The following is a 26246-nucleotide window of genomic DNA, read 5'->3' as shown; positions in this document are numbered from 1 at the left end:
CTCCTGCAGAAATCGGCGGAGCGGGCAGGAATTCGGGGGCCGCTGGTCCCGCCGGCTCAGAACCGCTCGAACACGGCGACGGCCCCGTCGGCCAGCACCGTGGGATCCACATCATTGTCGATGCTGATCCTGACGAGATAACCCTGAGTGGCGGTGAGGACCGCATCCGTGATCGTCTCCAGGTCCGCCGCACCGGAGCGCGACGGATGCTGCGACCACGATCGCAGTGCCGTGCGCACCAGTTCCCTCAACTCGAGAAGGCTCTGCCCGGCGATCTCCTCCAGCGCGGGATCGCGGGGCATCTCGGCCCAGATCTGCAACAGGGTTCGCGCGTGCGCGCGGTCGGAGTTGGACCGGAGCAAGCCGGAGAGCACGGTGGCGGGCGTGCGCTTTTCGGGCAGCGCCTCGCTCACGGCCGCCACCATGGAGTCCAGTGCGCCGGATGCGGCGAAACGTACGAGTTCAGCCTTGTTCGCGAAGTTGGAGTAGACCGACCCTGCAGAGGAGCCGGTCTCGCTGATGATGTCGGCCATCGACGTGTTCGCGAAACCGTCGCGTGCGAAGCACCGCATGGCGGCTGCTGCGATCGCCTCGCGCCGTTGCTTGCGAGACGCGTCGGTGAGGCGGGGCATGCTCAAAGCGTAGTCACCGGTGAGCGCGTGGGCTCGAGCAATGGAGGCGTTCGCAGGCAGCGTCGGAGTCGTGGGACTGCTCGCAGCGAACTCGGGGTCAAACGGAATGATCATTCTGTATGATCGGCTGTGACGGGAACGGTCAAGGCCGGCATCCCGCCTCGGAACAGAGGGCCGACGGAACGCCGGTCTGCCTACGGAACGCGAAGGAGCTCACCATGAGCGAAGACCTGAAGATCTACACGCCATCCAGCGCACTGCCTCCCGGACGGACCGGTGCCTTGACCGCGTTCGATCCGGGCACGCGCACGCTGGAGGCTGGCTTTCAGATCGCGCGGCCGTTCCTCCCGCTGCCGGTCGACATCGTGCTCGAGAAGGATGTCGCGGTGCAGCTGCGCGATGGCGTCACCATCCACGTCGACATCTTCCGCCCCGCCGGAGAAGAAAGAGTGCCGGTCATCATGGCGTACAGCCCCTATGGAAAGGGCCAGAGCACGTCGGTGAGCGTGATGGGCGTCTTCGGCCTGGTCGGCCTGTCGAACGACATCGTCTCGGGGATGGAGAAGTTCGAGGGCCCGGATCCTGCCTACTGGGTGGCTCAGGGCTACGCGATCTGCAACCCGGATGGCCGCGGAATCGTCGATTCAGAGGGCGACAGCGTGCTGTGGGACCGACAGGACGGGCGCGACGCCTACGACATCATCGAGTGGCTGGCCGAACAGGAATGGTGCAACGGCAAGGTGGGAATGAGCGGCACGAGCTACCTCGCCGTATCCCAGTGGTTCGCGGCGGCCGAGCAGCCGCCGCACCTGGCGGCCATCAACCCGTGGGAGGGTGTCAGCGACGTCTACCGCGACCTCGTGATGCGCGGCGGAATGCCCGACACCGGCTTCGCCCGTCAACTGCAGGAGGGCAGCTTCTTCGGCAGGAACCGCAAGGAGGACATCCTTGCGGAGGTCGAGGCTTACCCTCTGGTCAACGACCTGTGGGAGAACAAGATACCGGCGTTCGAGAACATCACCGTGCCCGCCTACGTGGTGGCCAGCTACTCGAACACGCTGCACACGGCGGGCACCTTCCGTGCCTGGCGGCGGATGGCATCCGAGCAGAAGTGGCTGCGCATCCACAACAGCCAGGAATGGCCCGACTACTACGACGAGGCCAACCGTGCCGACCTGCGGCGGTTCTTCGACCGTTACCTGAAGGATGCCGACAATGACTGGGAGCGGACACCCCGGGTGCGCTACTCGGTGCTCGACCTGCAGGATGGCGACGAGGTCGACGTGCCCGCGGAGCAGTTTCCGCCGGCGGATGTCACGCCGACGAGGTTCTACCTCGACGGCCGCGCCCGCACGCTGAGCACCGAAGCGCCCGTCGACGGCGCGCAGGCGACGTACGACGTCGCATCCAACCCGAACGCCGTGTCGTTTCTCGCGACGTTCGAGTCCGAGACGGTGCTGGTCGGCTACCCGAAGGCTCACCTCTTCGTCGAGGCCCGTGAGTCCGATGACATGGACCTGTTCGTACTCGTCCAGAAGCTCGACCGGTTCGGCACCCCGCTGGAGGCGTTCACGACGCCCAACCACAGCGCGATGATCCACGATCTCACCGACCACGGCGCCACCATCCTGAAGTACAAGGGTTCCGACGGGCGCCTGCGTGTCTCGGCTCGTCATCTCGACGAGAAGCTGACGACGGATGCGGTGCCCGCCCACACCTTCGACCGGGTGCAGAAGCTCACGGCCGGAGAGATAGCGGAGATCGAGATCGACCTGTTGCCGGTGGGCCTGAAGTTCGCGCCCGGCGAGCAGCTGCGCTTCATCGTCAGCTCCCGCAACCTGCTCGGCACCCTGATGCCCGCGATCCGGGAGTATGTCGGCGCGAACAGTGGGCAGCACGTGATCCACACGGGCGGCGACCGCGCCTCCTACCTGCAACTGCCGGTTCAGGCGAGCTGATCGACGACGGATGGGGCAGACCGCGCCCCCGCCCCATCCGAGTTCCGGTCTTGCGGCATCCGCCCCGCGACTGACTCCTCGCCGCCGACCGTCGCTATGGAGGAGGATGAGCGCATGACGCCGATCGATGGTCACATCTACGTCGACGGGCGCCTCGTCGGGGCCCCGCACAGCCTCGACGAGGCGGCCGACGCCTTAGCTGGTGTGAACGCGGTCGCATGGATCGGTCTCCAGAATCCGGATGCGGCCACCCTCGACCGGGCGGCCACCCTCTTCGGGTTGCATCCTTTGGCGATCGAAGACGCCCGGAAGGGTCACCAGCGGGCGAAGCTCGAACGCTACGGCGACACGATCTTCGTCGTGTTGAGGCCCGGCTCATACGACGACGCCTCGGAACGGGTCGAGTTCGGCGAGATGCACCTGTTCGTCGGCCCGCGCTTCGTGATCACCCTGCGTCGCGGCAGCCGCCCCGACCTCGCCGCGATCCGGGCGGCGCTCGAGGCGGAACCCGAGTTTCTCGGCACCGGACCGGAGGCGATGCTCACGGCGTTGCTCGACGAGATCGTAGACGGGTACGCACCCGTGGTGTCGGGCCTGGAAGAAGACATCGACCAGGTCGAAGACAGCCTGTTCAGCGGGCACAGCGTCGACCCGGCTCTCTCGGAACGCATCTACCGCCTGATCGAACAGGTCATCTCGTTCCAGCGAGCCATCGGCCCCCTCCCCGGCATGGTGCAGGGTTTGCTGCGCGGGGCCGATCGCTATGGCACGGATGGTGACGTGCAGAACCGCCTGCGCAATGTCGCCGACCACGTCATGCGCATCACGGAGCGGGTGATGACCTGCCGCTCCCTGCTCGAGAACGCCCTCACCGTTCACTCGACCCTGGTCTCGCTCGAGCAGAACGATGCCATGCGGCGCATGTCGAGCGCGAGTCTTGCCCAGGGCGAGGAGAGCCGACGCCTGGCGAAGGAGACCATCGAGCAGGGCGAAGAGGTGAAGAAGATCTCCTCCTGGGCGGCCATCCTGTTCACGCCCACCCTCATCGCGTCGGTCTACGGCATGAACTTCGACCACATGCCGGAATTGCACTGGGTGTGGGGATATCCGTTCGCCGTTGCGCTCATGCTCGGGCTGGGCTTCGGTCTCTGGGGCGTTTTCAAGTACAAGCACTGGCTCTGACCGCAGCTGCGCCCTTGCCGGGTGTCGGCGGGCGCGGCCAGCATGGGGTCATGGCCATCGAGCAGATCACGCCGCAGCAGTTCCATGACGCCGAAGGGGTCGACGACTGGCGGGTGCTCTATTGGGGTGCGCACGCGTTCTTCCGCGCGGATGCGTATGCCACTGGCGCGCGGTTCGTCGCGGCGATCGCGGCGCTCGCCGAAGAGTGGCAGCACGATCCCGACGTCGACCTGCGCCGCGAGGGCGTGACGGTGAAGCTCATCACGCGCGAGGTGCGCAACCTCAGCACCCGCGACGTCGAGCTCGCGCGACGCATTTCGGCCGCGGCCCGTGAGCTCGGGCTCGTCGCCGACCCGTCCGAGCTCCAGGTCGTTCAGGTGGCCATCGCATCCGTTCCGGATGCCGAAGTGCTGCCGTTCTGGCAGAGCGTGCTCGGCTACGTGCGCCCGAACGAGAGCCACCTCGTCGACCCGCTGCGGCGCAACTCGTCTTTCTTCCTTCAAGACGAGATGGACCCCGCCAAGCCGCGCCGCGGTCGCATGCACGTCGACGTCGCCGTGCCGCACGACCAGGTGCATGCACGCATCGAGGCCGCGCTCGCCGCCGGCGGACGCATCGCGAACGACTCCGAAGCGCCCGAGTGGTGGACCCTCGCCGATGCCGAGAACCACGGCGTCGACATCACGACCTGGTGGGGCCGTGACTCCGTGCGCCTCGAGGAGCAACGGGTCGAAGACGCACAGGGCGAGGGGTCAGCGGAGCCGACCTGAACGACGAGGCGGGCCCGGCATCCGCCGGACCCGCCTCGTCTACGTCGTCAGCCCTCTCAGCGGCCGACTGCCTTCAGTGCGTTCACGATGCCGGCGCCGTAGAAGCCGTTCTGCGTGGTTCCTCCCTCGCAGACGTGGGTGTCGGTGTGCGGTCCGCTCGTCGGCGAGATCCAGTTGTAGGTGTACGCCGCCGGAACCGGGCACGCCTTGTCGACGGCCGTGTGGCGAATCACGTAGTCCACGATCGCCGGGGGCAGGTACTTGCCACCGCGAATGAAGTCCGGGATGCCGTACTTGCTCACGATGAGCGCAGCGACGCCGGCCGCGTGGGGCGATGCCATCGACGTTCCCTGCAGGTACTGGTAGTACCCGCAGGTGGTGCCGGCTGCGTCGCAGCTCTTCACCGCCCAGGGGACGACGACGTTGCCGTTCTCGTCGATGGCGCCTTCGGATGCCGCGAGCGCTGCCGGGTAGGCCGCCAGGATCTCACCGGCCGGGTCGAGGGTTCCACCGGGTGTGTCGTAGGCGTCTCCACCGGGAGCGGCGACGTCGACGTATCCGTTGCCGTAGTCGGAGTAGTACGCCTTGCGACCCGAGGGCCCCGTGCTGCTGACCGCGATCACGCCGCGACCCTCCGACGGCATCGAGATGCAGCTGGCGGGGTCGAGCAGGTCGCGGGTGTGCGCGACCTCACCGGGAACGTCGGCGAAGTCGGGGCTCGAGGAGTCGCTGATCACCTTGGTGTAGTCGGTCGCTCCGTTTCCGGCGGCCGAGACGAGGGTCACGCCGCGAAGCCGGGCGAAGTCGAGTGCCCGCTGCATCGCCGTGATGATCGTCTTCTGCTCCTGCTGGTCTTCCGGCGAGTCCGCGGGGTTGTTCGTGCAGTTGAACAGCCACGGGTCGACGTAGTAGCTCATGTTCACGACGTCGACGCCGAGGCGGCCGGCGTAGGTGAGCGCGTCGAGCGAGGGCTGCAGGAAGAAGTAGCCCGAGTCCTGACCGGCTCGCAGGTTCACGAGCTTCACGTTGGGTGCGACGCCTGCGATGCCGATGCCGTTGATCGGCGCGCCGATCGTCGAGGCGACGTGCGTGCCGTGGCCGTCTTCATCCACGTCGGCGGGGTCGTTGCACGACTGGTCGGGCTCTTCCGAACAGGGTCCGTCGATCACGTCGCCGTTCGCGTCGTAGGGGATGTCGACGGTGAAGTTGCGGCTGTCCTTCGCGTCGAAGTTCGGTGCGATGTCGGGGTGCGACCCGTCGATGCCGGTGTCGAGTACTCCGACGAGCACGCTCTTGCTGCCCTTCTCGTACTTGTACGAGCCGTCGACCGTCGCGCCGATCGCCTTCATGTCCCACTGCAGCGGTGCGAGCGGCTCGGCGGCCGCCGAGCCCTTCGGGGCTGCGGCCTTCGCAGCGGTCGCGACCGCGGCATCCTGAGCCGCCGCCTCGACAGCATCGACCTTCTTCGTCTCGCCCTTCGCCGACCGTGCGGCCGGAACGTCGGCGATCACGCGGTTGCGGGCCGTGCCCTGAATGGCGCCCTGCTTGGCCGCATCCTTGGCGAAGTCGGCGTCGGAGGTGCGCACGGTGGCCACGCTGACGTCGGAGTTGTTCGTGACGATGGTTCCGCCGGCCGCCGCAACGGCTGCCTGGGCGGCGAGCTTCGACGTTCCCTCGGCGAAGAGCACGACGTACTCCTGCTCACCGCTGGAAGCGCTCGTTCCCGAGGTTGCCGCGGTAGCCGGGCCCGCGGCCAGAGCCGCCAATCCGATCGCGAGCGCGGAAGTCATAGCGATTGCACGGGACCGTCTCATGTCACTCCTATCGTGGGCGTATAAAGCGAGACTCTTTCACTTGCCGATCGCGGATGGCAATAGCTGTGCGATGAGAAAGCCGTAATCCCGCGAACGGGGGCCGTTATTGTCGAAGATCCTGCGTTGAGGGACTCACGTATTGACACCGAAGTCCGCCGCGAGGTACCAGCGGCGGCCCGCAGCCGCGGCGCGGCGCGCTGCCGCGTGGCTCAGCGTGTGACGGATGCCGTGGAGACGGCGAATCGTGAGCGCGCTGCGATGTACGGCATCGCGAACCCGGCGATGAGCGCACCCGCGGCATCCACGGCGAGGTCGCCGATCGTGTCGGCGTAGCCCACGTAGATGTTCGCGTCGATGAAGGTGTGGCCGAGGAATTCGGCGATCTCCCACACGACGCCCAGTGCGATGCCGAGGGCGGTCGTCAGAACGACGGCGGAGGCCACGGGATGGGAGAGCTCCGCGGCATCCGCGACCAGACCCAGGCGCACGAGCAGCAGGTAGGCGAGCGCGGCGATCATGCCGTTGGTGATCAGGTGCATGGGGATGTCCCACCAGCGCACGGTCAGGTAGATGTCGAGAACACTGCTCCAGGCCGCCACGAGCGCCGCCACCGCGAACGTGATGTCGACCGATGGGCGCAGGCCGAGCAGCCGCGGGAAGAGCGTGCCGAACGAGCCGAGGGCAGCCGTCGCGGCGGCGAGCGGCCCCCAGCCGATGCCGGCAACCACGATGCTGAGCGCTCCGAGGATGCGCAGGGCGTCGGCCGCCCGCTCCGCCCCGATCGGTGAGCGCAGCATCGTGCGCATCAGAGCGCTCTGCCTCATTGGAGCCGCCCGCTCCGCAGGCGAGGCGGCGTATCGAATCCGCCGTGCGCCGCATCCGTCATGCTTCGAGGGTACGTGCGCCGCTGCCGGTCATCAGGGAACACGCACGTCGTCGACGGGCAGGAGCTCGAAGACCGGATGGTCGGCGGCGTCGGCCGCGAAATCCTCGACGGGTGCATGCCGGTCGGCGCGGAAGTAGGGCCGCACCACCGATGACATCGCGAGGTAGCGCTTCAGCACGGGGCGCGCATCCTCGGCCGAGACGGGCACGACGCGGAACCGCCTCTCACGGCCGCGCCGACGCAGGGTCACCTCGTCGTTGACGCGCACGTTGAGCACCCACGGCACGATTCCGTACGGCGAGACGAGCCAGCGCCGGCCGCCCTCCTGCACGATCGTCACCGGGTTGCGGCGCTGCTCCCCGCTCTTGCGCCCGATCGTGGTGAGCAGGTACGTGTTCGGGATGAGGCCGGCTCCGGTGAGCAGGCTGGTGAACCGGTTCTCGAGGTGGTGCCAGCGGCCACGCTCGTAGGTCTTGTGCCCCGTGCCGTCGGTCATCCGCATCCTCCTCGGCGTCGCTGCCCTGTGCTGAGTCCAAGTCTGGCGCGCGCTCGCGCGGCGCGGCAGGTCGAGACATGCCGACTTGCCACATTTTGCGGCTTCCAAGGCGCCTGAACCCGCAAAGAATGGCAAGTGGATCGCAGGATAGGAAGCCCCTCGCCGACGCGCGGCCGGCGCGTTAGCGTGAGGGAATCCGAGGTCAGGAGGAATGATGCCCGCACGTGAAGAGCTGCCCTCGACGATCGCCCGGTCGCTGAAGCATGCGCAGGAGATCTGGATCGAGACGCACGACTCCGCCGTGGAGACCTACGGGGAGGGGGAGCGCGCGCACCGCACAGCGTTCTCGGCCCTGAAGCACCAGTACGAGAAGGTCGGCGACCACTGGGAAGCGAAGGAGCAGAAGGGCCCGAGCGACAAGGGCGCGAGCGATCGCAGCGGCGACACAGCCGGGGGCGTCGACGCGAACGCCTCCAAGCAGCACCTGTACGACCTCGCCAAGCGGCTCGACGTGTCGGGTCGCTCGACCATGTCGAAGGACGAGCTCGTCGAGGCGATCCAACGAGCCAACGATCGGGAGACCCGCCGCAGCCGGGAGGGCTCCGAGGGCTAGCGTCCCGCCGCTCCGCCCGCATCCGCCTGCGCATCGGCTTCTTGTGCTGCGAGTCGGCGGATGCCGCGTGTCGCCGGGAGGATCTGCGGACTGGCACCAGCCGGATGCTCGCGCCGGCGGGCGACGCCGCTGCCCTAGCATCCATCGGCGCCGGCCGCATCGGGGCATCGACACGGGCATCCGGATGCCAAGCTTGACGCATGCTCGCACTCGAGGTGATCGTCGCCATCGGCCTCGCCGTGCTCGCTGGCGGCATGGTCGCCACCCGGCTGCACGTGACGACGCCCGTTCTGCTCATTCCCCTCGGCGTGCTGCTCGGGTTCATCCCCGCGTTCCGCCATGTCGAACTGCCCCCCGAGACCGTACTGCTGCTCTTCCTGCCGGTGCTGCTGTTCTGGGAGAGCCTGACCACCGCGACGCGCGAGATCCGCCGCTTCATCCGCGTGATCCTGCTCAACGGAACGCTGCTCGTCTTCGTCACCGCCTTCGGCGTGGCCATGGTCGGCACCTGGTTCGGCCTGCCGTGGATCGTGGCGCTCGTGCTCGGCGCCGTGCTCGCGCCGACGGATGCGACGGCCGTCGGCGAGCTCGCCGGCTCGCTTCCGCGGCGCCAGCGCACCGTGCTGCGCGCGGAGAGCCTCATAAACGACGGCACGGCGCTCGTCATCTACGCGCTCGCCGTCTCGGTCGCCGTCGGCAACCACGATGTCACCGCGCTTTCCATCACCTGGACCTTGGTGCTCTCGTACGTCGGCGGCATCGCGATCGGCGTGGCGATCGGATGGCTCGGCTCGCTCACGTTCCGCATCCGGATGCCGCTGCCGAGCAACGTGGGCCTGATCGTGACCCCCTTCATCGCCTTCCTCATCGCGGAGGTGGTCGGATCCTCGGGTGTGCTCGCGGTCGTCGTGTGCGGCCTGGTGCTCAGCCGGATCGCTCCGAGAGTGGCGCGCCCCGAGGCGCGCGACGTCGCCCAGTCCTTCTGGACGGTGACGACCTACGTTCTGAACGCCGCTCTCTTCGTGCTGATCGGGCTGGAACTGCAGGTCGTTCTGCGGGAGCTGCCGCCCGCCCAGTGGGGCATCGGGCTGATTTTCGGCGTGGCGGTGTGGATCGCCCTCATCGTCATCCGCGCTGCGTTCGTTCTGGTCACGACGGTGCTCATCCGCACCCTGGACCGACGGCCGTACCAGCGCACGCTGCGCTCCTCCCCGCGCGCACTCGTGCTGACCTCGTTCGCCGGGTTCCGTGGAGCCGTTTCGCTCGCCGCCGTGCTGGCGGTTCCGGCGGTCACCGCATCCGGAGAGCACTTCGCCGACCGCGATCTCGTCGTGTTCGTCACCGCCATCGTCGTCGTGCTGACGCTCGCCGTGCAGGGTCCGTTGCTGCCGCTGCTCATCCGCTGGGCGCGGCTGCCCGCCGACGACGGCGTCGACGAGGAGCAGCACCTGGCCGAGCTGGAGGCGACTCGCGCATCCATCGAGGCCATTCCCGAGCTGGCGAGCGAGCTGCAGGTCGACGACGAGGTTCGGGACAGGGTTCTCGCCGAGGCCGAGCAGCACGCGAGCGTGCTCGAAGCCGCACAGCCCGATGATCCGGATGAGGATGCGGCGCGCCTGAAGGAGCAGTACACGCGCCTGCGGCTTGCCGCGCTCGAGCGCAAGCGGGCGGCGCTCGTCGGCCTGCGTGACGAGAAGCGCATCGACGACGACGTGCTGCGGCGGGTGCAGTCGCAGCTCGACCTCGAGGAACTGCGCCTCAGCGGTCGCACACGCGAGTGACGGGTCGGCGGACGCCGGCCGGCGACGGATGCTGTGCGGCGCCCCGTCGCGTGCTCTGCGGAGAGCGGCGTGTGCAACCCCTTGGATGTTGGGCCTTCCGGATGCAGACTGCAGTGAGAACACGACGACTGCATCGAGAGGATGTGCGCCATGAAGGCTGTGGTCAACGGAACCGTCATCGCTGAGGCCGATAAGGGCGACCTCATTCAGATCGAGGGCAACTGGTACTTCCCGCCGTCGAGCGTCGATGAGGCGAAGCTGAAGGCCAGCCCCACGCCGTACACCTGCCCCTGGAAGGGCGAGTGCCAGTACTTCAACGTGGTCGACGGTGACGGGGTGCTGCAGGACCGCGCGTGGTCGTACCCGCATCCGTACCCGGGTGCCGCCGAGCGAGTGGGCAAGGACTTCGCGAACTACGTTGCCTTCTGGAAAGAGGTCTCGGTCGTCGAGTAGTCGATAGACCGTTCCCCGAGCCGAAGCCGTTCCCTGAGTTGAGAACTCGTTCCCTGAGCCTCTCGAAGGGAACCGACACCCGCTCAACGCACCGATGCGAAGGAGCACGCAATGCCTGCTACCGTTCTGACCTGCATTCTCTACGACGGCCCGATCGATGAGATGGCCGAGTTCTACACCTCGCTCATTCCCGACTCGCGCGTCACGAACATCGGTCGCTACCCCGACGACACGGAGCGCGCAGGTCAGCCCTTGGCGGTCGACTTCATGATCGGCGGCACGCTGTTCCAACTCATCGCCGGTGGCCCCGACCTGAAACTCACGGAGGTCGTCTCGATCAAGCTCGAGGTCGACGACCAGGCCGAGGTCGACCGGCTCTGGGACGAGCTGCTCGCCGACGGTGGAACCCCGAGCCAGTGCGGCTGGCTGACGGATCGGTACGGGCTCTCGTGGCAACTCGTTCCCCGCGGCTTCACGGAGTTGATGGACACGACGGATGCGGCCCTCAAGGAGCGCCTCTTCGCCGCGATGCTCACGATGAGCAAGCTCGAGATGCCGGTCTTCGACGCGATCGCGGCCGATCACCGCCACTGAGCTGCACGGCGACACGCATCACGGCAAGCGCACAGCCGACGCCAAGCAACTGCCATACTCGCCGCAGCGCCTCGGCACGCGAGGCTGACGCCCCGAGAGCCACAGCGCGCTCGGGAGAAGTGGAGCGGCATGAGCATCGAGCGGCCTTCTGAGCAGATCGACCCCACCGGTGTTGACGCCGCATGGCTCTCGGAGCCGACGACCGATGCGGATGCGACCGATCCGTCACCGACGACGCCCACCAAGCGCCGGGCCTGGATCCTGTGGCTCGTCATCGGCGTCATCGTCGCGTTGGCGACGGCTGTCGGCGTCTACCTGCTCCTCACGGCCGCGTTCGGTCCACGAGGATTCGTCGCGTCGATCGCTCCGGGCACCGCAGTCGTCTACACCGACGCCGAAGACCACTACTCGGTGAGCTTCCCGGGCAAACCGGTCGAGGCCGAGCAGACCCAGTCGCTCGGCGGCTCGGATGTCACGCTTCGATCCGCAACCCTCACCCGAGGGGCCAGAACGTTCGCGGCGAGTGCGTCTTCCGGTATGCCGGCCGAGGCGCTCGCCGCCGACCGGACCGTGCTGCTGCAGTCGGCGGTCGACGGAGTGGTCTCGAACACCGGGGCGACCCTCACCGATTCGTCGGAGACCACACTCGATGGGGAGCAGGCGATGAAGGGTGCGGCGACGAAAGACGGCGTCAAGTTCACCTTCGTCATCTCGCTCCACAACGACGTGCTCTACTCGTTGACCGTCGCCAATCCGCACAAGGGCGAGGACACGGCGTTCTACAAGTCCTTCGACTTCACCGATTGAGGCGTGCAGCCCGTCGCGCGCTGAGGCCAGCCCGTCTCTTGGCGCTCATCCCCGCGAGGCGCGCCCCTGCCGACGGATGGCGTCGGTGACTCCGACCATGTCGAGGTCGCCGTCGCCCGCATCCGTCGCCGCCGCGTAAAGGTCGCGGCTGGCGTCGATGAGCGGGCTTGCCACGCCGGCCGCGGCCGCGGCATCCGACACCAGTTGCGCGTTCTTGAGCACGTCGCGGATGCGCGCCTGCGGCGAGAGGTCCCCTCCGACGAGCTTGGCCGTCTTCGCCGCCGAGACGGGCGAGGCCATCTGTCCGCCGTCGAGGATGCTGCGGAGCAGGCCGGCGTCGAGGCCGGCGGCCTCGGCGAAGGCGAACGCTTCGGCCAGGCCGGTGACGAGACTGATGAGGAACGAGTTGGCCGCGAGCTTCATGAGCGTGGCGCTCGGCACCGCGCCGCACTCGAAGGTCTGCGCGCACAGCAGTTCAACGGTGCCGCGCACCCGGGCGACGGCGTGCGGGTCGCCGGCGAGCATCCCTACGAGCTGCCGTTTCTCGGCGGGCGTCCGCGATCCTGAAACCGGCGCCTCGACGTACGCTCCGCCGACGGCCAGCACCTCGCCCTCGAGGGAGCGGGAGTACTCGGGCGAGTTGGTGCCCATGCTCACGAGGGTGCGGCCGTGCAGGCGCCGACCGAACGCATCCGTGCCCCGACCGAGCGTCTCATCGATCGCCGCCTCGGTCGCGAGCATGACGATCACCGTCTCGGCGCGCTCGAACACCTCGTCGACGGATGCCGCAGCGCTCGCCCCGGCGGATGCCAGCCGTTGCCGCGCCGGTTCCGAGCGGTTCCACACCACGAGGTCGACGCCGGACTCCACGAGATTGAGCGCCATCGGTTCACCCATGACGCCGAGGCCGAGAAATCCGATCGCCATGTCGCTCCTTCGTCCCTGCCTTCGCCTCACTGTGCCAAGCGCGCGGCGATCTCCGCAACAACGTCGGCCACGGATGACCGAACGGCGATGGCGAATCCCGGTTCATCACTGTCGAGCGGTTCGAAAGCAGCCAGTTGGGAATTCAGCAGGGAGGGCGGCATGAACTGATGGTGGCGCTCTCGCACCCTGCTCTCCAGATCTTCCCGGGCAACATCGAGTACAACGAACACTGCGTCGGGGTCGGCGGCGAGCAGCCGTTCACGATAGCGACGTCGGAGTGCGGAACAGGCGATCACGCTCTCTCGATCCGCCACGGCGGCCTCGCCCACAGCATCCAGCCATGGCCACCGATCCTCGTCGTCGAGCGGATGGCCCTGGGCCATCTTGGCGAGGTTCGCGGCGGGATGCAGATCGTCGGCATCGACGAAACGCCGCCCCAGGTGAGTCGACAGGGCCGAACCGACCGCAGATTTCCCAGCGCCGGAGACGCCCATCACGATGATGGTCCGGTGCCTCACAGCTCGCCCTGCTCGGTAGTGCCAGCCGGAAGAGGAGTCATCACCGTCACCGTTGTCGGCTCGGCGATAAAGTTTCGGACCGCCTCATCGAGCTTCGCCACGGCGGGCCCGGCTGCGTGGGCGTCGAGTTGGGCGCGCGAATCCCACTTCTCCAGCATGGTGACGGTGCCGTCTTCCGCGTCGTGGATGGCGTAGAGGCGGCAGCCGTCCTCGGCGTGCACGGCCGGGATGCTCGCCGTCAGTACGGACACCAAGCTGCCGCGCTGATCGGGGAGAGGATGGAAGACCGCAGTGACGATGACGGGCATGGGGGGCTCCTTCGATGCGGATGTGGATGCGAATGTGGGTGCGGCTGTCCTAGGTCGCGGCCGAGAGGCGCGGTCAGCGGGCGGCCACCATCTTCGGGGGCGTGATGGGCGCTGCCGTGCTCGAGCGCTGCACGAACTCGGCATCGATCTCGATGCGTCGAGGCGGCTCGGTGAAGCTGCCGCGCAAGCGTCCGACGGCGAGATCGACCGAGTGTGAAGCGAGCAGGTCGATCGGCTGACGAATGACCGACAGCGGCGGCGACACGAGCTCCGTCCAAGGGTTGTCGTCGAAGACGACGACGCTCAGGTCGTCGGGAACGGCGACCCCGGTCTGCTTGATCCGGCGGAGCGAGGAGCGCACCTGAGCGGTATTCCCCACGATGACGCCGGTCGGCGGTTGCGGCAGCGCCAGTAGAGCGCTCACGGCGTCGCCACCGGAATCCCCTCGGAAAGGAATGGCTCGAATCAACTGCTCGTCGACCTCCAGGCCGGCGCTGGTCATCGCCCGGCGGTATCCCGCGATGCGCGCCCGACCGGTGGACGTCGACGCCGGGCCGGAGATGAAGGCGATTCGCTCGTGGCCGAGCTCGATGAGGTGGCGCGCTGTCGCTTCGGCCGACATGTCATTGCGGATGGTGACCACATCCGCCTCGGGGAGCTCGTCGAGTTCACGGTCGACGAAGATCACGTGCACGCCGAGCTCGATCAGGCGGCGCCATTTGTCTGCGCTGCCGCCGGTGGGAGTGGCGATGACCGCGCCCACCGAGCGTCCGATGAGGGTCTCGACGGACTCGGCCTCGAGGTGCTCGTCCTCCTGCGTCGTCAGCAGCAGGATGTGGATGCCGCGTGCCCGGGCCTCCCACACGACACGGTCGGCCAAGCGAGCGAAGAACGGGTTGGCGAGATCGGCCAGTACGAGCCCGATCGTGGTCGTACCCCGTTGCTGCAACTCACGAGCAGCCGCGCGCGGCTGGTAGCCCAACTGCTCGATCACCTCGACCACCTTGGCGCGGGTTGCCACGGCGACGGGACCGGAGCCCTCATTGATGACACGGGAGACGACTGCCACCGAGACGCCCGCTTCCCGCGCGACGTCGCGGATCGTGGCTGGTTTCCGCACCTGGTTCCTCCCTGCGATTCGTGGTCAGCCTATCCATGTGGGCCCGGGGCTTGACGACGTGGAAACGGTAGTGGTACAAAAGTGTAACCGTTACCACTCCAGAACGAAAACGACGACGAGGATGTCGGGCCGCACGTGCCGGCACGAGGTTCTCGCACAGAAGTCGTGCAGCAACGAAAGGCAATCGTGAACCTCTACTCCCTGCTCCAACAGCGCGAGAGCGACGGCCGCCCCATCCGCGTGGGACTCATCGGCGCCGGCCGGTTCGGCACCATGTACCTGGCCCAGGCCCGCAACATCCCCGGTATCCACGTCGTGGCCATCGCCGACATCAACGTCGAGCGCGCCAAGGGGGCGTTCGCCCTCGTCGACTGGCCCCAAGATGCCATGGCCGAGACCATCGACGAGGCCATCGCCAACCGAACCACGACGATCGTCTCGGACGCTGCCGCACTCTTCGACGCCGACATCGACGTGATCGTCGAGGCGACGGGCAACCCGATCGTGGGCATCAACCACGCACTGCGTGCCATCGAGACGAAGAAGCACATCATCATGGTGACCGTCGAGGCCGACGCGCTCGCCGGACCGGCGCTCGCACGCCGTGCCGAGGAGGCCGGAGTGGTCTACTCCATGGCCTTCGGCGACCAGCCTGCCCTCATCATGGAACTCGTCGACTGGGCCCGCACCTCCGGCTTCGACGTCGTCTGCGCCGGCAAGGGTGCGAAATACCTGCCGCACTACCACGACATGAACCCCGACAACGTCTGGGACAACTGGGAGTTCTCGAAAGAGCTCACCGAGTCGGGCCAGCTCAATCCTTATATGCACACCTCCTTCCGCGACGGAACGAAGGCCGCGATCGAGATGGCGGCTGTAGCAAATGCGGCCGGCCTCACCCCGTCGGACGAGGGCCTCACCTTCACCCCCGGCAACATCGAGGAGATCGCCACGATCTGCCGGCCGTCGGATGTCGGCGGCGTTCTGGCCCGCGAGGGCTCGGTCGATGTCATGTCGAGTGTCACCCGTGATGGCGACTGGATCCCCTTCAACACCCAGGAGGGCGTCTTCGTCGTGGTCAAGGCCACGAACGCCTACGTCTCCGGATGCTTCACCGAATACCCCTGGCACCCGGACCCCACCGGCCAGTACGCGGCGCTCTACCGCCCGTACCACTACGTCGGTCTCGAGCTGAACATCTCCATCGCGAACGCCGCGCTCCGAGGCATTGCGACCGGAGCGCCCACCGGCTTCCACGGCGACGTCGTCGCCACCGCCAAGAAGAACCTCACCGCCGGTGAGTTCCTCGACGGTGAGGGCGGATACACCGTGTGGGGCAAGCTCGTCTCCGCTGAGACGAGCGTGCGCAACCGGCTGCTCCCGGTGGCGCTCGCGCATCACGTCGAGCTCACCCACGACGTGCCCAAGGGGCAGAGCGTGAGCTGGGACGACGTGATCATCGACGAATCCCTCTCCACCGCCCTCGAATTGCGTCGTGAGACGGAGGCCCTCATCGACGTCGAGGCGCTCACGCACTGACCCAGAAAGCAACCCATCACCGGCACCGGCGCTCGCGGCGGAGAATCAACCGGTCAGCACCGCGAGCACCTGATCCACATGGATTCCTTCCAATGATGAAAGGCAGCACAATGCAGCGACGAATCGGTACGCTCGCGCTCCTCGCGGGCGCAGCGACCACGGTGCTGGCGCTCAGCGCCTGCACCGCGACCCCGGACGGCGGCAGCGCCGGCGGTTCCACGAGCGGGGGCGCCGATATCGCCTCCCTCGTCCAGGCCGACACGAAGACCGACATCTCCAAGGTGGAAGACGCACTGGGTGAGCCCAAAGCCGGCGACGGAGTGAAGCTCTGCTATGTCACCAGAACGCTGGCGAACGAGTTCTGGGGCTACGAGCGCGACGGCTTCGAGAAGGAGGCGAAGAAGCTCGGCGTGAAGTACCAGACCTTCGCCGTTAACGACGAGTCCTCCATCACCGAGCAGTTGGACAAGGCGCAGAGCGCACTCAACCAGGGCTGCTCCGCCATCCTCGCCTCGCCCATCTCGGCGACGGCTCTCGACACGGTGTTCAAGGCCGCTCTCGCCAAGGGCGTTCCGGCGATCGTGCTCAATGACGCGCAGGGCACCGTTCCCGGCGTGGTCTATGTGGGCCCGGATGCCAGCACGATCGGGAAATCGGCGGCCGATTACATCGCCGATCAGTTGCCCGACGGCGGACAGGTGGCCATGATCGAGGGCGACCCGGGCTCCTCGAATGCCCAGAACCGCGGAAAGGGCTTCAAGGCCGGTCTGGCCAAGCACCCCAACCTCGACCTGGTCGCCTCCCAGACCGCGAAGTGGGACACGAACCAGGCGCAGACCATCGCTACCGCGATGCTGACCGCGAACCCCGACATCAAGGCGTTCTATTCGCAGAACGACGGCATGGCGCTGGGTGTGCAGTCTGCGATCGATTCCAAGGGACTCACGGGCAAGGTGATTCTCGTCGGAACCGACGGCATTCCGCAGGCGAAGAAGCAGATCGCCGACGGCACGTACACCGCCACGGTGAGCGAGCGTCCGACGACGGAAGGCGCCTCGGGTGTGAAGGCCGCCCTGTGGTTGCTCGACGGCAAGCAAGTTCCGGCGTGGGTCGACGTGCCCGCCTTCATCATCGACAAGCAGAACGTCTCGGATTACGCGACGGGCATGCCCTGATCGGGCGCCCGACATCCACGTGTGACAACGATCCGATGAAGGAGAATCCATCATGACCGACACCCTGCTCGAGGTCAGGAACATCGCGAAGTCGTTCCCCGGCGTCCGCGCTCTCGACGACGTGAACTTCACACTCGATCGCGGCGAGGTGCTCACCCTCGCCGGCGAGAACGGCGCGGGAAAGAGCACGCTGCTCGGCATCCTGGGCGGATCGCTGGCTCCCGACCGCGGTTCGGTGTATGTGGACGGCGTGCGGCGCGGTGAGTATTCCCCGCGCCGCGCGCTCGCCGAAGGCGTCGTCATCGCCCACCAGGAGCCGGCCGTCGTCCCCCAATTGACGGTCGAACAGAACCTGCTGCTCGGAAAGTCGCGTGCGCAGCGACGCGAGTCGGCCTCACATGTCGAGGAGGCACTGGCCGACGTTGCCTCCATGGGCTTTCCGCTCGACCGGCGCACGCCGCTCTCGCGGTTGAGCCCGGCGCAACGGCACGCCTTGACCATCGCCAAGTCATTCGCATTCGGTGCGAAGATCGTGGCGCTCGACGAGCCAACCACCTCGATGGTCGAACAGAACGTCGAGGCCGTGCTGCTGCGCGTGCGTCAACTCGCCGCGGAGCGCGGTGTCGCCGTCATCTTCGTCTCCCACAAGATGCCCGAGGTCATGAGCGTCTCCGACCGTGTCGTGGTACTGCGCGATGGGCGTGTGGGTTACCAGTCGGCCATCGCCGACACGACGACCGAACAGATCGTGCGCAACATGGTGGGTCGCGAGTTGCTCGGTTTCAAGCGCCAGCATCCGGTGTCGCCGGATGCCCCGGTGCTGTTCTCCGCAACCTCGATCACACGGCCGGGAAGCGAGCACGCGAACGAGATCGCCGTGCGGAGGGGCGAGATCGTCGGCATCGCCGGGCTCGTCGGGTCCGGACGCACTGAGTTCTTGCGCGCCATCGTTCGTGCGGATCCGGGATGCGGCGGAGTGATCACGATCGACGGTGTCACCGAACGCATCCATACCCCGAATGACAGCCGTGACGCGGGCATCGCCTTCATCCCCGAGGACCGCAAGCAGCAGGGTCTCGCCCTGCAGATGCCCGCCTACGCCAACATCTCGTTGACGGCGGCGACCGACCTGGTGGGGAAGGGTCCGCTGTTGCGCGTGCGGCGACAGGTGGATGTCGCCGGCGAGATCGGGCGGTCGCTCGCCCTCAAGCCGGCCAACGTCAAGTTGCGCGCCCGGCAGTTCTCCGGCGGTAACCAGCAGAAGCTCGTGATCGCGAAGTGGCTGCGGCGCGGTTCGAAGGTCTTCCTGTTCGACGAACCAACCAAAGGTGTCGATGTCGGCGGGCGCGCAGAGATCTACGGCCTCATCGACAAACTGGCGGCCGCGGGCAACGCCATCATCGTCGTCTCGAGCGACCTGCCCGAGATCATCTCGCTCAGCGACCGGGTGCTGGTCATGAGCGGCGGCCGCTTCGTCTCCGAGCACGTCGGCGACGACATCAACGAACACAGCCTGGTGGCGAGCGCCATGGGCATCGCGAAGGGAACATCATGAGCAACGACGCTTCGACCGCCCGCGCAGGCAGGAAGGTCAACATCAACTTCCAGGCTCTCGGCATCTTCATCGCCGCCGCGGTCATCTTCATCATCTTCGGCATCCTCAACCCGAACTTCCTCACGCTCGACAACCTGCGTGACGTCGCGGTCTCTGCCTGCGTGAACGCACTGATCGGCATCGGGCTCACGTTCGTGATCATCACCGGCGGCATCGACCTGTCGGTGGGCTCGATCGCGAGCCTCGTCGGCATGGTCTCGGCGAACATCATGGTCAACTCAGGCGTCGCGCCGATTCCCGGCCTGCTCGCCGGCATCGTCGTGGGCTTCAGCGCGGGCGTCGTCAACGGGCTTCTGATCACGCTGCTGAAACTGCCACCGTTCATCGCGACCTTGGGAACGATGAGCGTCTACCAAGGACTGGCATACGTCGTCACCAACGGCACGCCCGTGTACAACGTTCCACAGCAATTCGTGCTCATGCTCAACAGCTACATCGGGGGAGTGCCCGTCATCGTCATCATCGTGATCGTCGTGGCCATCCTCGCCGCACTGTTGTTGCGCCGTACCGTCTTCGGGCAGAACGTGATCGCGATCGGTGGCAGCGAAGAGACTGCGTGGCTCTCGGGCGTTCGCGTCAATCGGGTCAAGATCCTCGTCTACGGCATCTCGGGCGGTCTGGCCGCTCTGGCCGGGCTGGTGCTGGTCGCGCGGATCAGTGCGGCGCAGTCCGAGGCCGGCAGCCCTTACCTGCTCACGGCGATCGCGGCGGCCGTTATCGGCGGCGCAAACCTCATGGGTGGCGAAGGTCGCATCACGGGAACGCTGGTCGGCGCCCTCATCCTGGGCGCGCTGACGAATGGGCTGGTGCTGCTGAATGTGCCGAGCTTCTACGAGCAGATCGTCACTGGCCTCGTCGTCATCATCGCCGTCGCCGTCGATCAGGGCAGCAAGGGCTGGCCGATGCTCAAGCGGGGCGGCCGCGGCGGACGTGACAAGCCGGTACCAGCACCGCTGACCTCCTCGGTCACCGCCGCGGACATCGGGGCAGGAACGACCGCACCGAGCGATCGGGCGAGCGACGCCGACCTGCCGTTGGGTTCCGGAGCGTCCAAGTGAGCTCTCCCGTCGCGACGGGCACGCTCGGATCGGTTCAGGGCCGGCGCGTGCTCGTCACGGGCGGCGACGGCCTGATCGGGCGCGCCGTCGTTCGGCGACTCGTCGAAGCGGATGCGATCGTCGTCTCGCTCGACCGAGGTGGTGACGAGGCGGCAAGCCGAGCAGCCGCGCTCGGTGCAGAGTCGTACGTGTCGGGATCCGTGACGGACGAGGCGTTCGTGCGCTCGGCCATCAGGGGGCAGGATGCCGTGGTTCACCTGGCCGGCATCCCGGGCTTGGGCATCAGCGAGCCGGGTGAGCTCTATGCCGCAAACGCGCTCGGCACCTTCCTCGTGCTCAACGCGGCGGCCGATGCTGGAATGGCGAAGGCGGTCTTCGCATCCAGCATCAACGCCATGGGCCTCCCCCTCAATGCCAGGGGGGTGCTGCCGTCGCGATACCCCTGGGACGAGGACGAGCCCGCCGACATCGGCGACCCCTACTCGCTCTCCAAACAGGCGAACGAGGCCGCCGCGGCCGCCGTCGCCCGATGGTCCGGCATGCAGGTCACGGGGCTGCGGTATCCGCTCGTGCGCGACATCACCGTTGATGACGGGCGCGTGTTCGCCCGTCACATTCGGGCGGCGCTGCGGGATGAGCCCCGGCGCCAGGCGTGCGAGGGCTGGACGTATCTCGACGTCGCTGATGCCGCAGAAGCGACACTCGCTGCACTCACCCACGACACGCCGCCCGCCCCGGGAATACTCGTGGCGGCGCCGCGCACCTACCTGCGGCAGCCGACCGACGAGGCACTCGCCGCTGTCGCGCCCGCGGTGCGACGCGCTCATATCGCAGGCCGGGACGTTCCCGTGCGACTGGACAGGGCGTCGCGCCTGATCGATTTCCAGGCATCGACCTTTCTCGAAGACCTCGATCCGGCTCTGTTGGCCGACGTCTCCGGCTTCGACGACGTTGAGCGACCCGGCGAGATTCTCGCAGCGAAGGGCGCCCGCGCATGAGGGTTCCTGCCGTCTCTGTTCTCGGCCTCGGCCGCATGGGCGAGCCGATCGCACGACGACTGCGCGCATCCGTCGGCGGGCTCATGGTCTGGAACCGGAGCCCAGGACGCGCGGCTGCCGTTCTCGCCGCGGGCGCGGTGCTCGCCTCGACGCCTGCCGATGCGGCCGCCGACGTGACGCTCACGGTGCTCACCGACCTCGTTGACGTCGAGCAGTTGCTCGCCGGCCCCGATGGCCTGCTCGCCGGATGGCGCGCCAACGGCGTCGCCGACCCTGTGCTCGTCGTGCACGGCACCGTGTCGCCGGTGGCTGTGGCGGCTCTCGGCGCCCGGCTCGCCGATGAGGGCGTCGCCGTCGTCGACGCTCCCCTCAGCGGTGGAGTCGCCGGCGCCGAGTCCGGCGCATTGAGTGTGATGGTCGGTGGTGACGTCGAGGCCGTGGAGCGTGCGTGGCCCGTGCTGCGGTTGGTGGGTTCGACCGTCATCCACCTCGGGCCGCTCGGATCGGGTTCCCTCGCCAAGGCGTGCAACCAGGTGGTCGTGGCCGCCACGGTGACCGCGATCTCCGAGGCGTTGGTGCTCGCGGATGCCGCCGGCATCGAACGCGCTGACCTCTTGCGGCTGCTGGATGGTGGACTCGCGTCATCCGAGGTTCTTCGGCAGAAGCGCGACCGTTGGCTCACGGGTGACTTCGAGGGCGGGGGAAGCGCCGTCAACCAGCTGAAGGACCTGCGGTTCGTCGCGGAGGCGTCGTGGTCGCACGGCATGACGTTGCCGCTGGCGACCACGCTGAAGCAGGTCTTCGAACGCGTGGTCGACGACGGCGACGGCGCGCTCGATCACGCGGCCGTCGAGCTCACGCTCGCACGGCACGCTTCCACTCTGGATGCCGCCGCAACCGATTCCACGGCAACCGGCTGAAGGACAGCATGCTCGACGATCTCGACGTGACCGATGCACATCACCACCTATGCGCCCTGAGCCGCGCTTCCTACCCGTGGCTCGAGGGGCCGCGGGTCGAGCGCTACCACGGTGACGACTTTCCACTGCGCAGGGACTACCTCCTCGCGGACTACCGTGCTGACGCCGAGGAGCTCCACCCGCTCGGCGCGCGGCTCACCGGATCGGTGCACGTCGAGAACGGGGCCGCCGATCCCCGGTGGGAGAGTTCGTGGATCGACGGCGTCATCGCCGAGAACCACCTGCCGAGCGTGCAGGTCGTGAAAGTCGACCTGGCGGCGGCGGATGCGCGGCACCAGCTAGCGGCGCACGCCGCCCTGCCCTCGGTGCGTGGGGTCCGCGACATCCTGAACTGGCATGCCGACCCGGTGCTCACGCACCGCGACCGCAACCACCTCATGGAAGATCCGGCCTGGCTGGACGGGTTCTCGGCGTTGGCCGAGCACGGACTCTCCTTCGATCTGCAGGTCTTTCCGCATCAGCTCGCGGAGGCGGCAGCGCTCGCGGCGTCGCATCCTGCCGTGCCAATCACGGTCGATCATGCCGCGATGCCGATCGAGCGCGATGCGGACGCACTGGATCGATGGAAGGTCGAGCTCGGCCGGGTAGCCGCCTGCCCGAACACGACGGTCAAGATCTCGGCACTGGGAACGAACGACCACCACTGGAGCCTCGACAGCATCCGCCGTATCGTGCTCGACACCATCGACGTGTTCGGGCCCTCCCGCAGCATGATCGGGAGCAACTTTCCGGTCGATGGCCTGTACTCGAGCTTCGGGGCGCTCTACGGAGCGTTCGATGCGATCACAGCGCACTTCACGCAGGCAGAACGAGTCGATCTGTTCGGCGGCACGGCTCGCCGGTTCTATCGCATCTGAGTGGTGCGGAACTTCCTCCCGAATCACTCCAGCGAGAACACGAAGTCCCGCACCCGCGCTGCCATGTCATCCGGCACCTCCGCCACGGTGAAGTGCCCGCCCGCGGGAAGGCGGTCGATGACGCGCAGGTCGCGGTAGTGCCGGCGGGCGAGCGATTCGGGATAGGTCGCCTCATGGCGCTGGATGAAGACCGCCGCGGGAACCGAGGTCGGGGGAATCGGGTCGGGAGTGTCTGCGCCCTCGTAGTACGGCCGGAATGACGAGCCGATCGACTGGGTGACCCAGTAGATCATCGCCTCGGTGAGGATGCGCTCGCGCGAGATGCGTCTCTCGACGGCACGCGGGTCGCCCGGCGGGGTATCGCTCCATTCCACGAGCTTCTCCGCGATCCAGGCGAGTAACCCCGCAGGCGAGTCGTTGAGGGCTACTGCGAGCGTGTCGGGCCGCGTCGACTGCACGTGCCCGTACGCGCCCGACGTCTCGTGGAACTCGGCGATGCCGTCGAAGAAGGCGCGCTCGGCGGCATCCGTCAGAGCCGTACGCTCGTCGTGCGTGGGGAAGTGCGCGTGCGTCACGACGATCGCCGCCACCTGCGCGGGATAGCGCGCCGCGATGAGGTCGCTCACGTTCGCCGTGACGTCTTCGCCGTACGTGATGTAGCGCTCATAACCGAGCACCTCGGTCATGAGGCGGTGCATCGTCTCGGCGAGGCGCTTCTCGGTGATCGGGCCGTCGGCGTACGGGGTCGAGAAGGCGAAGCCCGGCAGGCTCGCGACCACGACGTGGAAGTCGGGCAGGCGGTCGGCGAAGTCGAGCTGCAGGGCGAAGGTATGCGGCCAGCCGTGCATGACGAGCAGGGCGGGGGCGTCCTCGCGATCGGAGCGCTGGTGCACGAAGTGCACGGCGGCATCGCCGATCTGCGCGATGAACTGCGGATGCGTGTTGAGCCACGCCTCACGGGCGCGCCAGTCCCACGCGGCCCACGCATCCACGAGCTCGCGGAGGTAGGCGGCCGTCATGCCGGATGCCGGGGTGCGTGGTGAGTCGGGCATCAGGCGCGACCGCGCCAGCCGATGCCGCAGGTCGTCGATCACGTCGTCGGGTACGTGGATCGTGAAGGACTGTGCCGCCACCATGACCCTGACGCTACGCCGCCCCTCCGACACGTGGGTGGCGGCAGCGACTGAACGCCGGGACGCTCTGGCGCTCCTGCCGCATCCCTCCTACAGTCGGGGATGGACACCGCGGATCGAAGGGGAAACCGATGACCACCATCACGACGCCGATCATCGAAGAGCGTGCCGAGCAGCCGTACGTGGGCATCCGGTCCAGCGTGCGGATGGGGGAGATCGCCGGCACCATTCCCCCGCTCATGGGAGAGGTCTTCGCGTTCCTCGCCGAACGCGGCATCGAGCCCACGGACGCCCCGTTCTGGCGCTACCTCGTGATCGACATGGCGCGGGAACTCGTGATCGACGTGGGAGTACCGGTCGCTACGGCGGCGCAGGGTGAGGGGCGGATCATCGCGGACGTGCTGCCCGCCGGGCGTTACGCGACCACCGAATGGCGCGGCAGCTACGACGGGCTGATGGATGCCACGGGCCAGCTGCTCGCCTGGGGCGACAGCCAGGGCGTGAGCTGGGACAAGCAGCCCGACGGCGACACCGGAGAGGCCTGGGCCGGTCGCATCGAGGTCTATTTCACGGACCCCGATGAACTGCCCGACCCGAATGACTGGGTGACGCAGCTCGCGTTCAAGCTCGCCGACTAGGTACCGGAGCTCGCCGAACAGGTTCCGGATGCGGTCGGATTGTTCTCGAATCGTGGCACGGCGGTCGCGTAATCGGCCGCGATCAGCCGCTAGCGTCTGCGCTGTGCCCTCACGGGTCTATCGTTCGAGCGCGATCTGGAGTCGATCATGAAGCTGCGCCACCTGCTCATGCCGCTGTGCGCGACCGCTGTGGCTGTCGCGCTGTCTGGGTGCTCCGGCGCGCCGAGCCCGGCGAGCACGGAGGACCAGCCGGGCGGTGCCGAAGGGGGCCGACCGACTCCCGCCAACATCGCGGACCCGATCGCGTTCCAGCCGCTCGCGGGCGTCACGGGCATCGTCGTGCGACCCGACCACCTCGACCTCAACGATCACGACGGAGCGACGGTTCTGCAGCTGCCGTATGACACGGATGCCGCTCGGTTCGTCGCCGTGCTCACGGCCGTTCTCGGGGCGGAACCCACTGTGACCGAGCACGAGGGGGGCATGGAATCGTGGCCGACCACCCGGTACGACTGGGAGGGCGTGCAGGTACTCGACGACCATGAGGAGAAGGGTCCGATCGACCTCAACCTGAACATCCGGTTCAGTCGGCCGGCCGTCGGCGATGACGTCGTCGTCTCGACGATCCAGGGCTTTCAGGCCGGAGACGACCCAGAGGAGTTCGCCGACGAACTCGGCGAGGACTGGGACGACGATGTCGTGCTCTTCGCCGCAGAAACCGGCCCCGAGGTGGCCCCTCGGGAGTTCGACGACTACCCGAACGCGTGGTCGGTGACCGTGACGGACTCGGACGACGCCCCGGCCGACGCCGACTACGCGAGCGCCATCTTCGCGCCGTGGAACTTCGGCGTCGGGCACGTCTGACTCGGGCAGGTGAGGACTGACCTTCCGTTGGCGGTCGAACTCCGCGACGAGCGGTACGACTAGCTCCCGGATGCCGCGGTCGGGCCGCTCCCGCCCGACGCGGCGGTACCGCCACCGGCGCAGAGGTGCCCGCGCACCCAGTCGGCGGCATCCGTCTGCGCGAGCTCGCCTGAGAGCACCAGCCGGGAGAACTCGATGGCGTCCTCCGTCAGCCGGCCGTCGGCCGTGTCGGGGGCATCGCGTCCCACGTGGATCGACGCCCAGCGCGTGAGCCGGCCGCCGAGCCGGGAGGTCACGGCGACCATGCCCGCGAAGTGGCGCGCCTGACCGGAGGTGTCGTCGTCGACGCGTCGACGAAAGCCGCGACCCTTCAGCAGGTTGCGGCCGCCGGTCGCCGCGTCGGGCACCCAGAGGATGCCGCGCCGTACGCCGGCTGCCCGGCCGAGCTCCTTGAGGAATCTGCGATCGGAGTGCCCGCGCTGCGCAAGGCGCTCGATGGACTCGGCTAGGGCGGTACAGGCATCCATCCG

Annotated in this window: 27 protein-coding genes; 17 read left to right on the top strand and 10 right to left on the bottom strand. The window is 67.7% G+C overall.

Features of this window, described 5'->3' with window-relative positions; translation table 11 throughout:
- Positions 1 to 56 precede the first annotated feature (56 nt).
- The gene (locus WDJ51_RS08810; protein WP_337852077.1) at positions 57 to 632 is read right to left on the bottom strand and encodes a TetR/AcrR family transcriptional regulator; all 576 of its coding nucleotides are present in this window, start codon (positions 630 to 632) and stop codon (positions 57 to 59) included.
- A gap of 218 nt (positions 633 to 850) precedes the next feature.
- Between WDJ51_RS08810 and WDJ51_RS08805 the strand changes: the two genes are divergently transcribed.
- From WDJ51_RS08805 to WDJ51_RS08795, 3 genes are all read left to right on the top strand, one after another.
- Positions 851 to 2590, top strand: a complete 1740-nt coding sequence (locus tag WDJ51_RS08805; RefSeq protein WP_337852076.1) for a CocE/NonD family hydrolase — start codon at positions 851 to 853, stop codon at positions 2588 to 2590.
- 114 nt (positions 2591 to 2704) lie between these two features.
- The gene (locus tag WDJ51_RS08800; RefSeq protein ID WP_337852075.1) at positions 2705 to 3772 is read left to right on the top strand and encodes a magnesium and cobalt transport protein CorA; all 1068 of its coding nucleotides are present in this window, start codon (positions 2705 to 2707) and stop codon (positions 3770 to 3772) included.
- A 50-nt stretch (positions 3773 to 3822) separates the two neighbouring features.
- Positions 3823 to 4542, top strand: a complete 720-nt coding sequence (locus tag WDJ51_RS08795) for a 4a-hydroxytetrahydrobiopterin dehydratase (RefSeq protein WP_337852074.1) — start codon at positions 3823 to 3825, stop codon at positions 4540 to 4542.
- 56 nt (positions 4543 to 4598) lie between these two features.
- Here the strand turns inward: WDJ51_RS08795 and WDJ51_RS08790 are convergent, their stop codons facing one another.
- The 3 genes from WDJ51_RS08790 to WDJ51_RS08780 all read right to left on the bottom strand — a co-directional run bounded on the left by WDJ51_RS08790 (position 4599) and on the right by WDJ51_RS08780 (position 7738).
- A complete protein-coding gene (locus tag WDJ51_RS08790) occupies positions 4599 to 6332 on the bottom strand; it encodes a S8 family serine peptidase (protein ID WP_337852073.1) in 1734 nt (577 codons plus the stop codon).
- A gap of 233 nt (positions 6333 to 6565) precedes the next feature.
- On the bottom strand, positions 6566 to 7180 hold the full coding sequence (locus WDJ51_RS08785) for a hypothetical protein (RefSeq protein ID WP_337852072.1): 615 nt from the start codon (positions 7178 to 7180) through the stop codon (positions 6566 to 6568).
- Between the two features lie 93 nt (positions 7181 to 7273).
- Positions 7274 to 7738, bottom strand: a complete 465-nt coding sequence (locus tag WDJ51_RS08780; RefSeq protein ID WP_337852071.1) for a nitroreductase family deazaflavin-dependent oxidoreductase — start codon at positions 7736 to 7738, stop codon at positions 7274 to 7276.
- Positions 7739 to 7952: 214 nt separating this feature from the next.
- Here WDJ51_RS08780 and WDJ51_RS08775 point away from each other — a divergent pair, with 214 nt between their 5' ends.
- From WDJ51_RS08775 to WDJ51_RS08755, 5 genes are all read left to right on the top strand, one after another.
- Positions 7953 to 8351, top strand: coding sequence for a ChaB family protein (locus WDJ51_RS08775; protein WP_337852070.1), 399 nt, complete (start codon positions 7953 to 7955; stop codon positions 8349 to 8351).
- A gap of 200 nt (positions 8352 to 8551) precedes the next feature.
- Positions 8552 to 10132 (top strand): Na+/H+ antiporter, encoded by a 1581-nt coding sequence (locus WDJ51_RS08770; RefSeq protein ID WP_337852069.1) that lies wholly within the window; start codon positions 8552 to 8554, stop codon positions 10130 to 10132.
- 150 nt (positions 10133 to 10282) lie between these two features.
- The gene (locus WDJ51_RS08765) at positions 10283 to 10585 is read left to right on the top strand and encodes a DUF427 domain-containing protein (RefSeq protein ID WP_337852068.1); all 303 of its coding nucleotides are present in this window, start codon (positions 10283 to 10285) and stop codon (positions 10583 to 10585) included.
- 111 nt (positions 10586 to 10696) lie between these two features.
- Positions 10697 to 11179 (top strand): VOC family protein, encoded by a 483-nt coding sequence (locus WDJ51_RS08760; protein ID WP_337852067.1) that lies wholly within the window; start codon positions 10697 to 10699, stop codon positions 11177 to 11179.
- A 129-nt stretch (positions 11180 to 11308) separates the two neighbouring features.
- Entirely contained in the window at positions 11309 to 11986 is a 678-nt protein-coding gene (locus tag WDJ51_RS08755; RefSeq protein WP_337852066.1) for a hypothetical protein, read from the top strand.
- Positions 11987 to 12031: 45 nt separating this feature from the next.
- Here the strand turns inward: WDJ51_RS08755 and WDJ51_RS08750 are convergent, their stop codons facing one another.
- The 4 genes from WDJ51_RS08750 to WDJ51_RS08735 form a co-directional block, all read right to left on the bottom strand.
- A complete protein-coding gene (locus WDJ51_RS08750; protein WP_337852065.1) occupies positions 12032 to 12943 on the bottom strand; it encodes an NAD(P)-dependent oxidoreductase in 912 nt (303 codons plus the stop codon).
- On the bottom strand, positions 12940 to 13431 hold the full coding sequence (locus WDJ51_RS08745; RefSeq protein WP_337852064.1) for a gluconokinase: 492 nt from the start codon (positions 13429 to 13431) through the stop codon (positions 12940 to 12942). Before WDJ51_RS08745 ends, WDJ51_RS08750 begins: the two co-directional genes overlap by 4 nt.
- Positions 13428 to 13739, bottom strand: a complete 312-nt coding sequence (locus WDJ51_RS08740) for a putative quinol monooxygenase (protein WP_337852063.1) — start codon at positions 13737 to 13739, stop codon at positions 13428 to 13430. Before WDJ51_RS08740 ends, WDJ51_RS08745 begins: the two co-directional genes overlap by 4 nt.
- A 73-nt stretch (positions 13740 to 13812) precedes the next feature.
- Positions 13813 to 14859 (bottom strand): LacI family DNA-binding transcriptional regulator, encoded by a 1047-nt coding sequence (locus tag WDJ51_RS08735; protein ID WP_337852062.1) that lies wholly within the window; start codon positions 14857 to 14859, stop codon positions 13813 to 13815.
- A 186-nt stretch (positions 14860 to 15045) separates the two neighbouring features.
- On the opposite strand from WDJ51_RS08735, the gene WDJ51_RS08730 reads away from it, so the two are divergent.
- From WDJ51_RS08730 to WDJ51_RS08700, 7 genes are all read left to right on the top strand, one after another.
- Positions 15046 to 16398, top strand: a complete 1353-nt coding sequence (locus tag WDJ51_RS08730) for an NAD(P)H-dependent oxidoreductase (protein WP_337852061.1) — start codon at positions 15046 to 15048, stop codon at positions 16396 to 16398.
- A gap of 110 nt (positions 16399 to 16508) precedes the next feature.
- Positions 16509 to 17573 (top strand): sugar ABC transporter substrate-binding protein, encoded by a 1065-nt coding sequence (locus WDJ51_RS08725; protein ID WP_337852060.1) that lies wholly within the window; start codon positions 16509 to 16511, stop codon positions 17571 to 17573.
- 52 nt (positions 17574 to 17625) lie between these two features.
- A complete protein-coding gene (locus tag WDJ51_RS08720) occupies positions 17626 to 19128 on the top strand; it encodes a sugar ABC transporter ATP-binding protein (protein ID WP_337852059.1) in 1503 nt (500 codons plus the stop codon).
- Positions 19125 to 20246, top strand: coding sequence for an ABC transporter permease (locus tag WDJ51_RS08715; RefSeq protein WP_337852058.1), 1122 nt, complete (start codon positions 19125 to 19127; stop codon positions 20244 to 20246). Before WDJ51_RS08720 ends, WDJ51_RS08715 begins: the two co-directional genes overlap by 4 nt.
- Positions 20243 to 21244 (top strand): NAD-dependent epimerase/dehydratase family protein, encoded by a 1002-nt coding sequence (locus WDJ51_RS08710; RefSeq protein WP_337852057.1) that lies wholly within the window; start codon positions 20243 to 20245, stop codon positions 21242 to 21244. The genes WDJ51_RS08715 and WDJ51_RS08710 overlap by 4 nt, the downstream gene beginning before the upstream one ends.
- Positions 21241 to 22164 carry an NAD(P)-dependent oxidoreductase gene (locus WDJ51_RS08705; protein WP_337852056.1) on the top strand — a complete coding sequence of 308 codons (924 nt, stop codon included), beginning with the start codon at positions 21241 to 21243 and terminating at the stop codon, positions 22162 to 22164. The genes WDJ51_RS08710 and WDJ51_RS08705 overlap by 4 nt, the downstream gene beginning before the upstream one ends.
- A 26-nt stretch (positions 22165 to 22190) precedes the next feature.
- On the top strand, positions 22191 to 23081 hold the full coding sequence (locus WDJ51_RS08700; protein ID WP_337852055.1) for an amidohydrolase family protein: 891 nt from the start codon (positions 22191 to 22193) through the stop codon (positions 23079 to 23081).
- Between the two features lie 23 nt (positions 23082 to 23104).
- Here the strand turns inward: WDJ51_RS08700 and WDJ51_RS08695 are convergent, their stop codons facing one another.
- A complete protein-coding gene (locus WDJ51_RS08695) occupies positions 23105 to 24217 on the bottom strand; it encodes an epoxide hydrolase family protein (RefSeq protein WP_337852054.1) in 1113 nt (370 codons plus the stop codon).
- A gap of 128 nt (positions 24218 to 24345) precedes the next feature.
- Between WDJ51_RS08695 and WDJ51_RS08690 the strand changes: the two genes are divergently transcribed.
- Positions 24346 to 24852, top strand: coding sequence for a GyrI-like domain-containing protein (locus WDJ51_RS08690; protein WP_337852053.1), 507 nt, complete (start codon positions 24346 to 24348; stop codon positions 24850 to 24852).
- Positions 24853 to 24999: 147 nt separating this feature from the next.
- Entirely contained in the window at positions 25000 to 25716 is a 717-nt protein-coding gene (locus WDJ51_RS08685) for a hypothetical protein (protein ID WP_337852052.1), read from the top strand.
- Positions 25717 to 25775: 59 nt separating this feature from the next.
- Here the strand turns inward: WDJ51_RS08685 and WDJ51_RS08680 are convergent, their stop codons facing one another.
- A complete protein-coding gene (locus tag WDJ51_RS08680) occupies positions 25776 to 26243 on the bottom strand; it encodes a hypothetical protein (RefSeq protein WP_337852051.1) in 468 nt (155 codons plus the stop codon).
- Between the last annotated feature and the right edge of the window lie 3 nt (positions 26244 to 26246).

The organism is Rathayibacter sp. YIM 133350 (genome assembly GCF_037404875.1).
Taxonomy (GTDB): Bacteria; Actinomycetota; Actinomycetes; order Actinomycetales; family Microbacteriaceae; genus Orlajensenia.
Note: the sequence above shows the minus strand (reverse complement) of the source record. Positions and strands in the feature narration are given on the sequence as shown.

Coding starts and splice junctions, on each gene's coding strand:
- WDJ51_RS08770 (WP_337852069.1), top strand. CDS start 8,552: ATGCTCGCACTCGAGGTGATCGTCGCCATCGGCCTCGCCGTGCTCGCT.
- WDJ51_RS08755 (WP_337852066.1), top strand. CDS start 11,309: ATGAGCATCGAGCGGCCTTCTGAGCAGATCGACCCCACCGGTGTTGAC.
- WDJ51_RS08780 (WP_337852071.1), bottom strand. CDS start 7,738: ATGACCGACGGCACGGGGCACAAGACCTACGAGCGTGGCCGCTGGCAC.
- WDJ51_RS08775 (WP_337852070.1), top strand. CDS start 7,953: ATGCCCGCACGTGAAGAGCTGCCCTCGACGATCGCCCGGTCGCTGAAG.
- WDJ51_RS08705 (WP_337852056.1), top strand. CDS start 21,241: ATGAGGGTTCCTGCCGTCTCTGTTCTCGGCCTCGGCCGCATGGGCGAG.
- WDJ51_RS08740 (WP_337852063.1), bottom strand. CDS start 13,739: ATGCCCGTCATCGTCACTGCGGTCTTCCATCCTCTCCCCGATCAGCGC.
- WDJ51_RS08695 (WP_337852054.1), bottom strand. CDS start 24,217: ATGGTGGCGGCACAGTCCTTCACGATCCACGTACCCGACGACGTGATC.
- WDJ51_RS08795 (WP_337852074.1), top strand. CDS start 3,823: ATGGCCATCGAGCAGATCACGCCGCAGCAGTTCCATGACGCCGAAGGG.
- WDJ51_RS08790 (WP_337852073.1), bottom strand. CDS start 6,332: ATGACTTCCGCGCTCGCGATCGGATTGGCGGCTCTGGCCGCGGGCCCG.
- WDJ51_RS08760 (WP_337852067.1), top strand. CDS start 10,697: ATGCCTGCTACCGTTCTGACCTGCATTCTCTACGACGGCCCGATCGAT.
- WDJ51_RS08690 (WP_337852053.1), top strand. CDS start 24,346: ATGACCACCATCACGACGCCGATCATCGAAGAGCGTGCCGAGCAGCCG.
- WDJ51_RS08715 (WP_337852058.1), top strand. CDS start 19,125: ATGAGCAACGACGCTTCGACCGCCCGCGCAGGCAGGAAGGTCAACATC.
- WDJ51_RS08725 (WP_337852060.1), top strand. CDS start 16,509: ATGCAGCGACGAATCGGTACGCTCGCGCTCCTCGCGGGCGCAGCGACC.
- WDJ51_RS08685 (WP_337852052.1), top strand. CDS start 25,000: ATGAAGCTGCGCCACCTGCTCATGCCGCTGTGCGCGACCGCTGTGGCT.
- WDJ51_RS08765 (WP_337852068.1), top strand. CDS start 10,283: ATGAAGGCTGTGGTCAACGGAACCGTCATCGCTGAGGCCGATAAGGGC.
- WDJ51_RS08785 (WP_337852072.1), bottom strand. CDS start 7,180: ATGAGGCAGAGCGCTCTGATGCGCACGATGCTGCGCTCACCGATCGGG.
- WDJ51_RS08800 (WP_337852075.1), top strand. CDS start 2,705: ATGACGCCGATCGATGGTCACATCTACGTCGACGGGCGCCTCGTCGGG.
- WDJ51_RS08720 (WP_337852059.1), top strand. CDS start 17,626: ATGACCGACACCCTGCTCGAGGTCAGGAACATCGCGAAGTCGTTCCCC.
- WDJ51_RS08810 (WP_337852077.1), bottom strand. CDS start 632: ATGCCCCGCCTCACCGACGCGTCTCGCAAGCAACGGCGCGAGGCGATC.
- WDJ51_RS08680 (WP_337852051.1), bottom strand. CDS start 26,243: ATGGATGCCTGTACCGCCCTAGCCGAGTCCATCGAGCGCCTTGCGCAG.
- WDJ51_RS08805 (WP_337852076.1), top strand. CDS start 851: ATGAGCGAAGACCTGAAGATCTACACGCCATCCAGCGCACTGCCTCCC.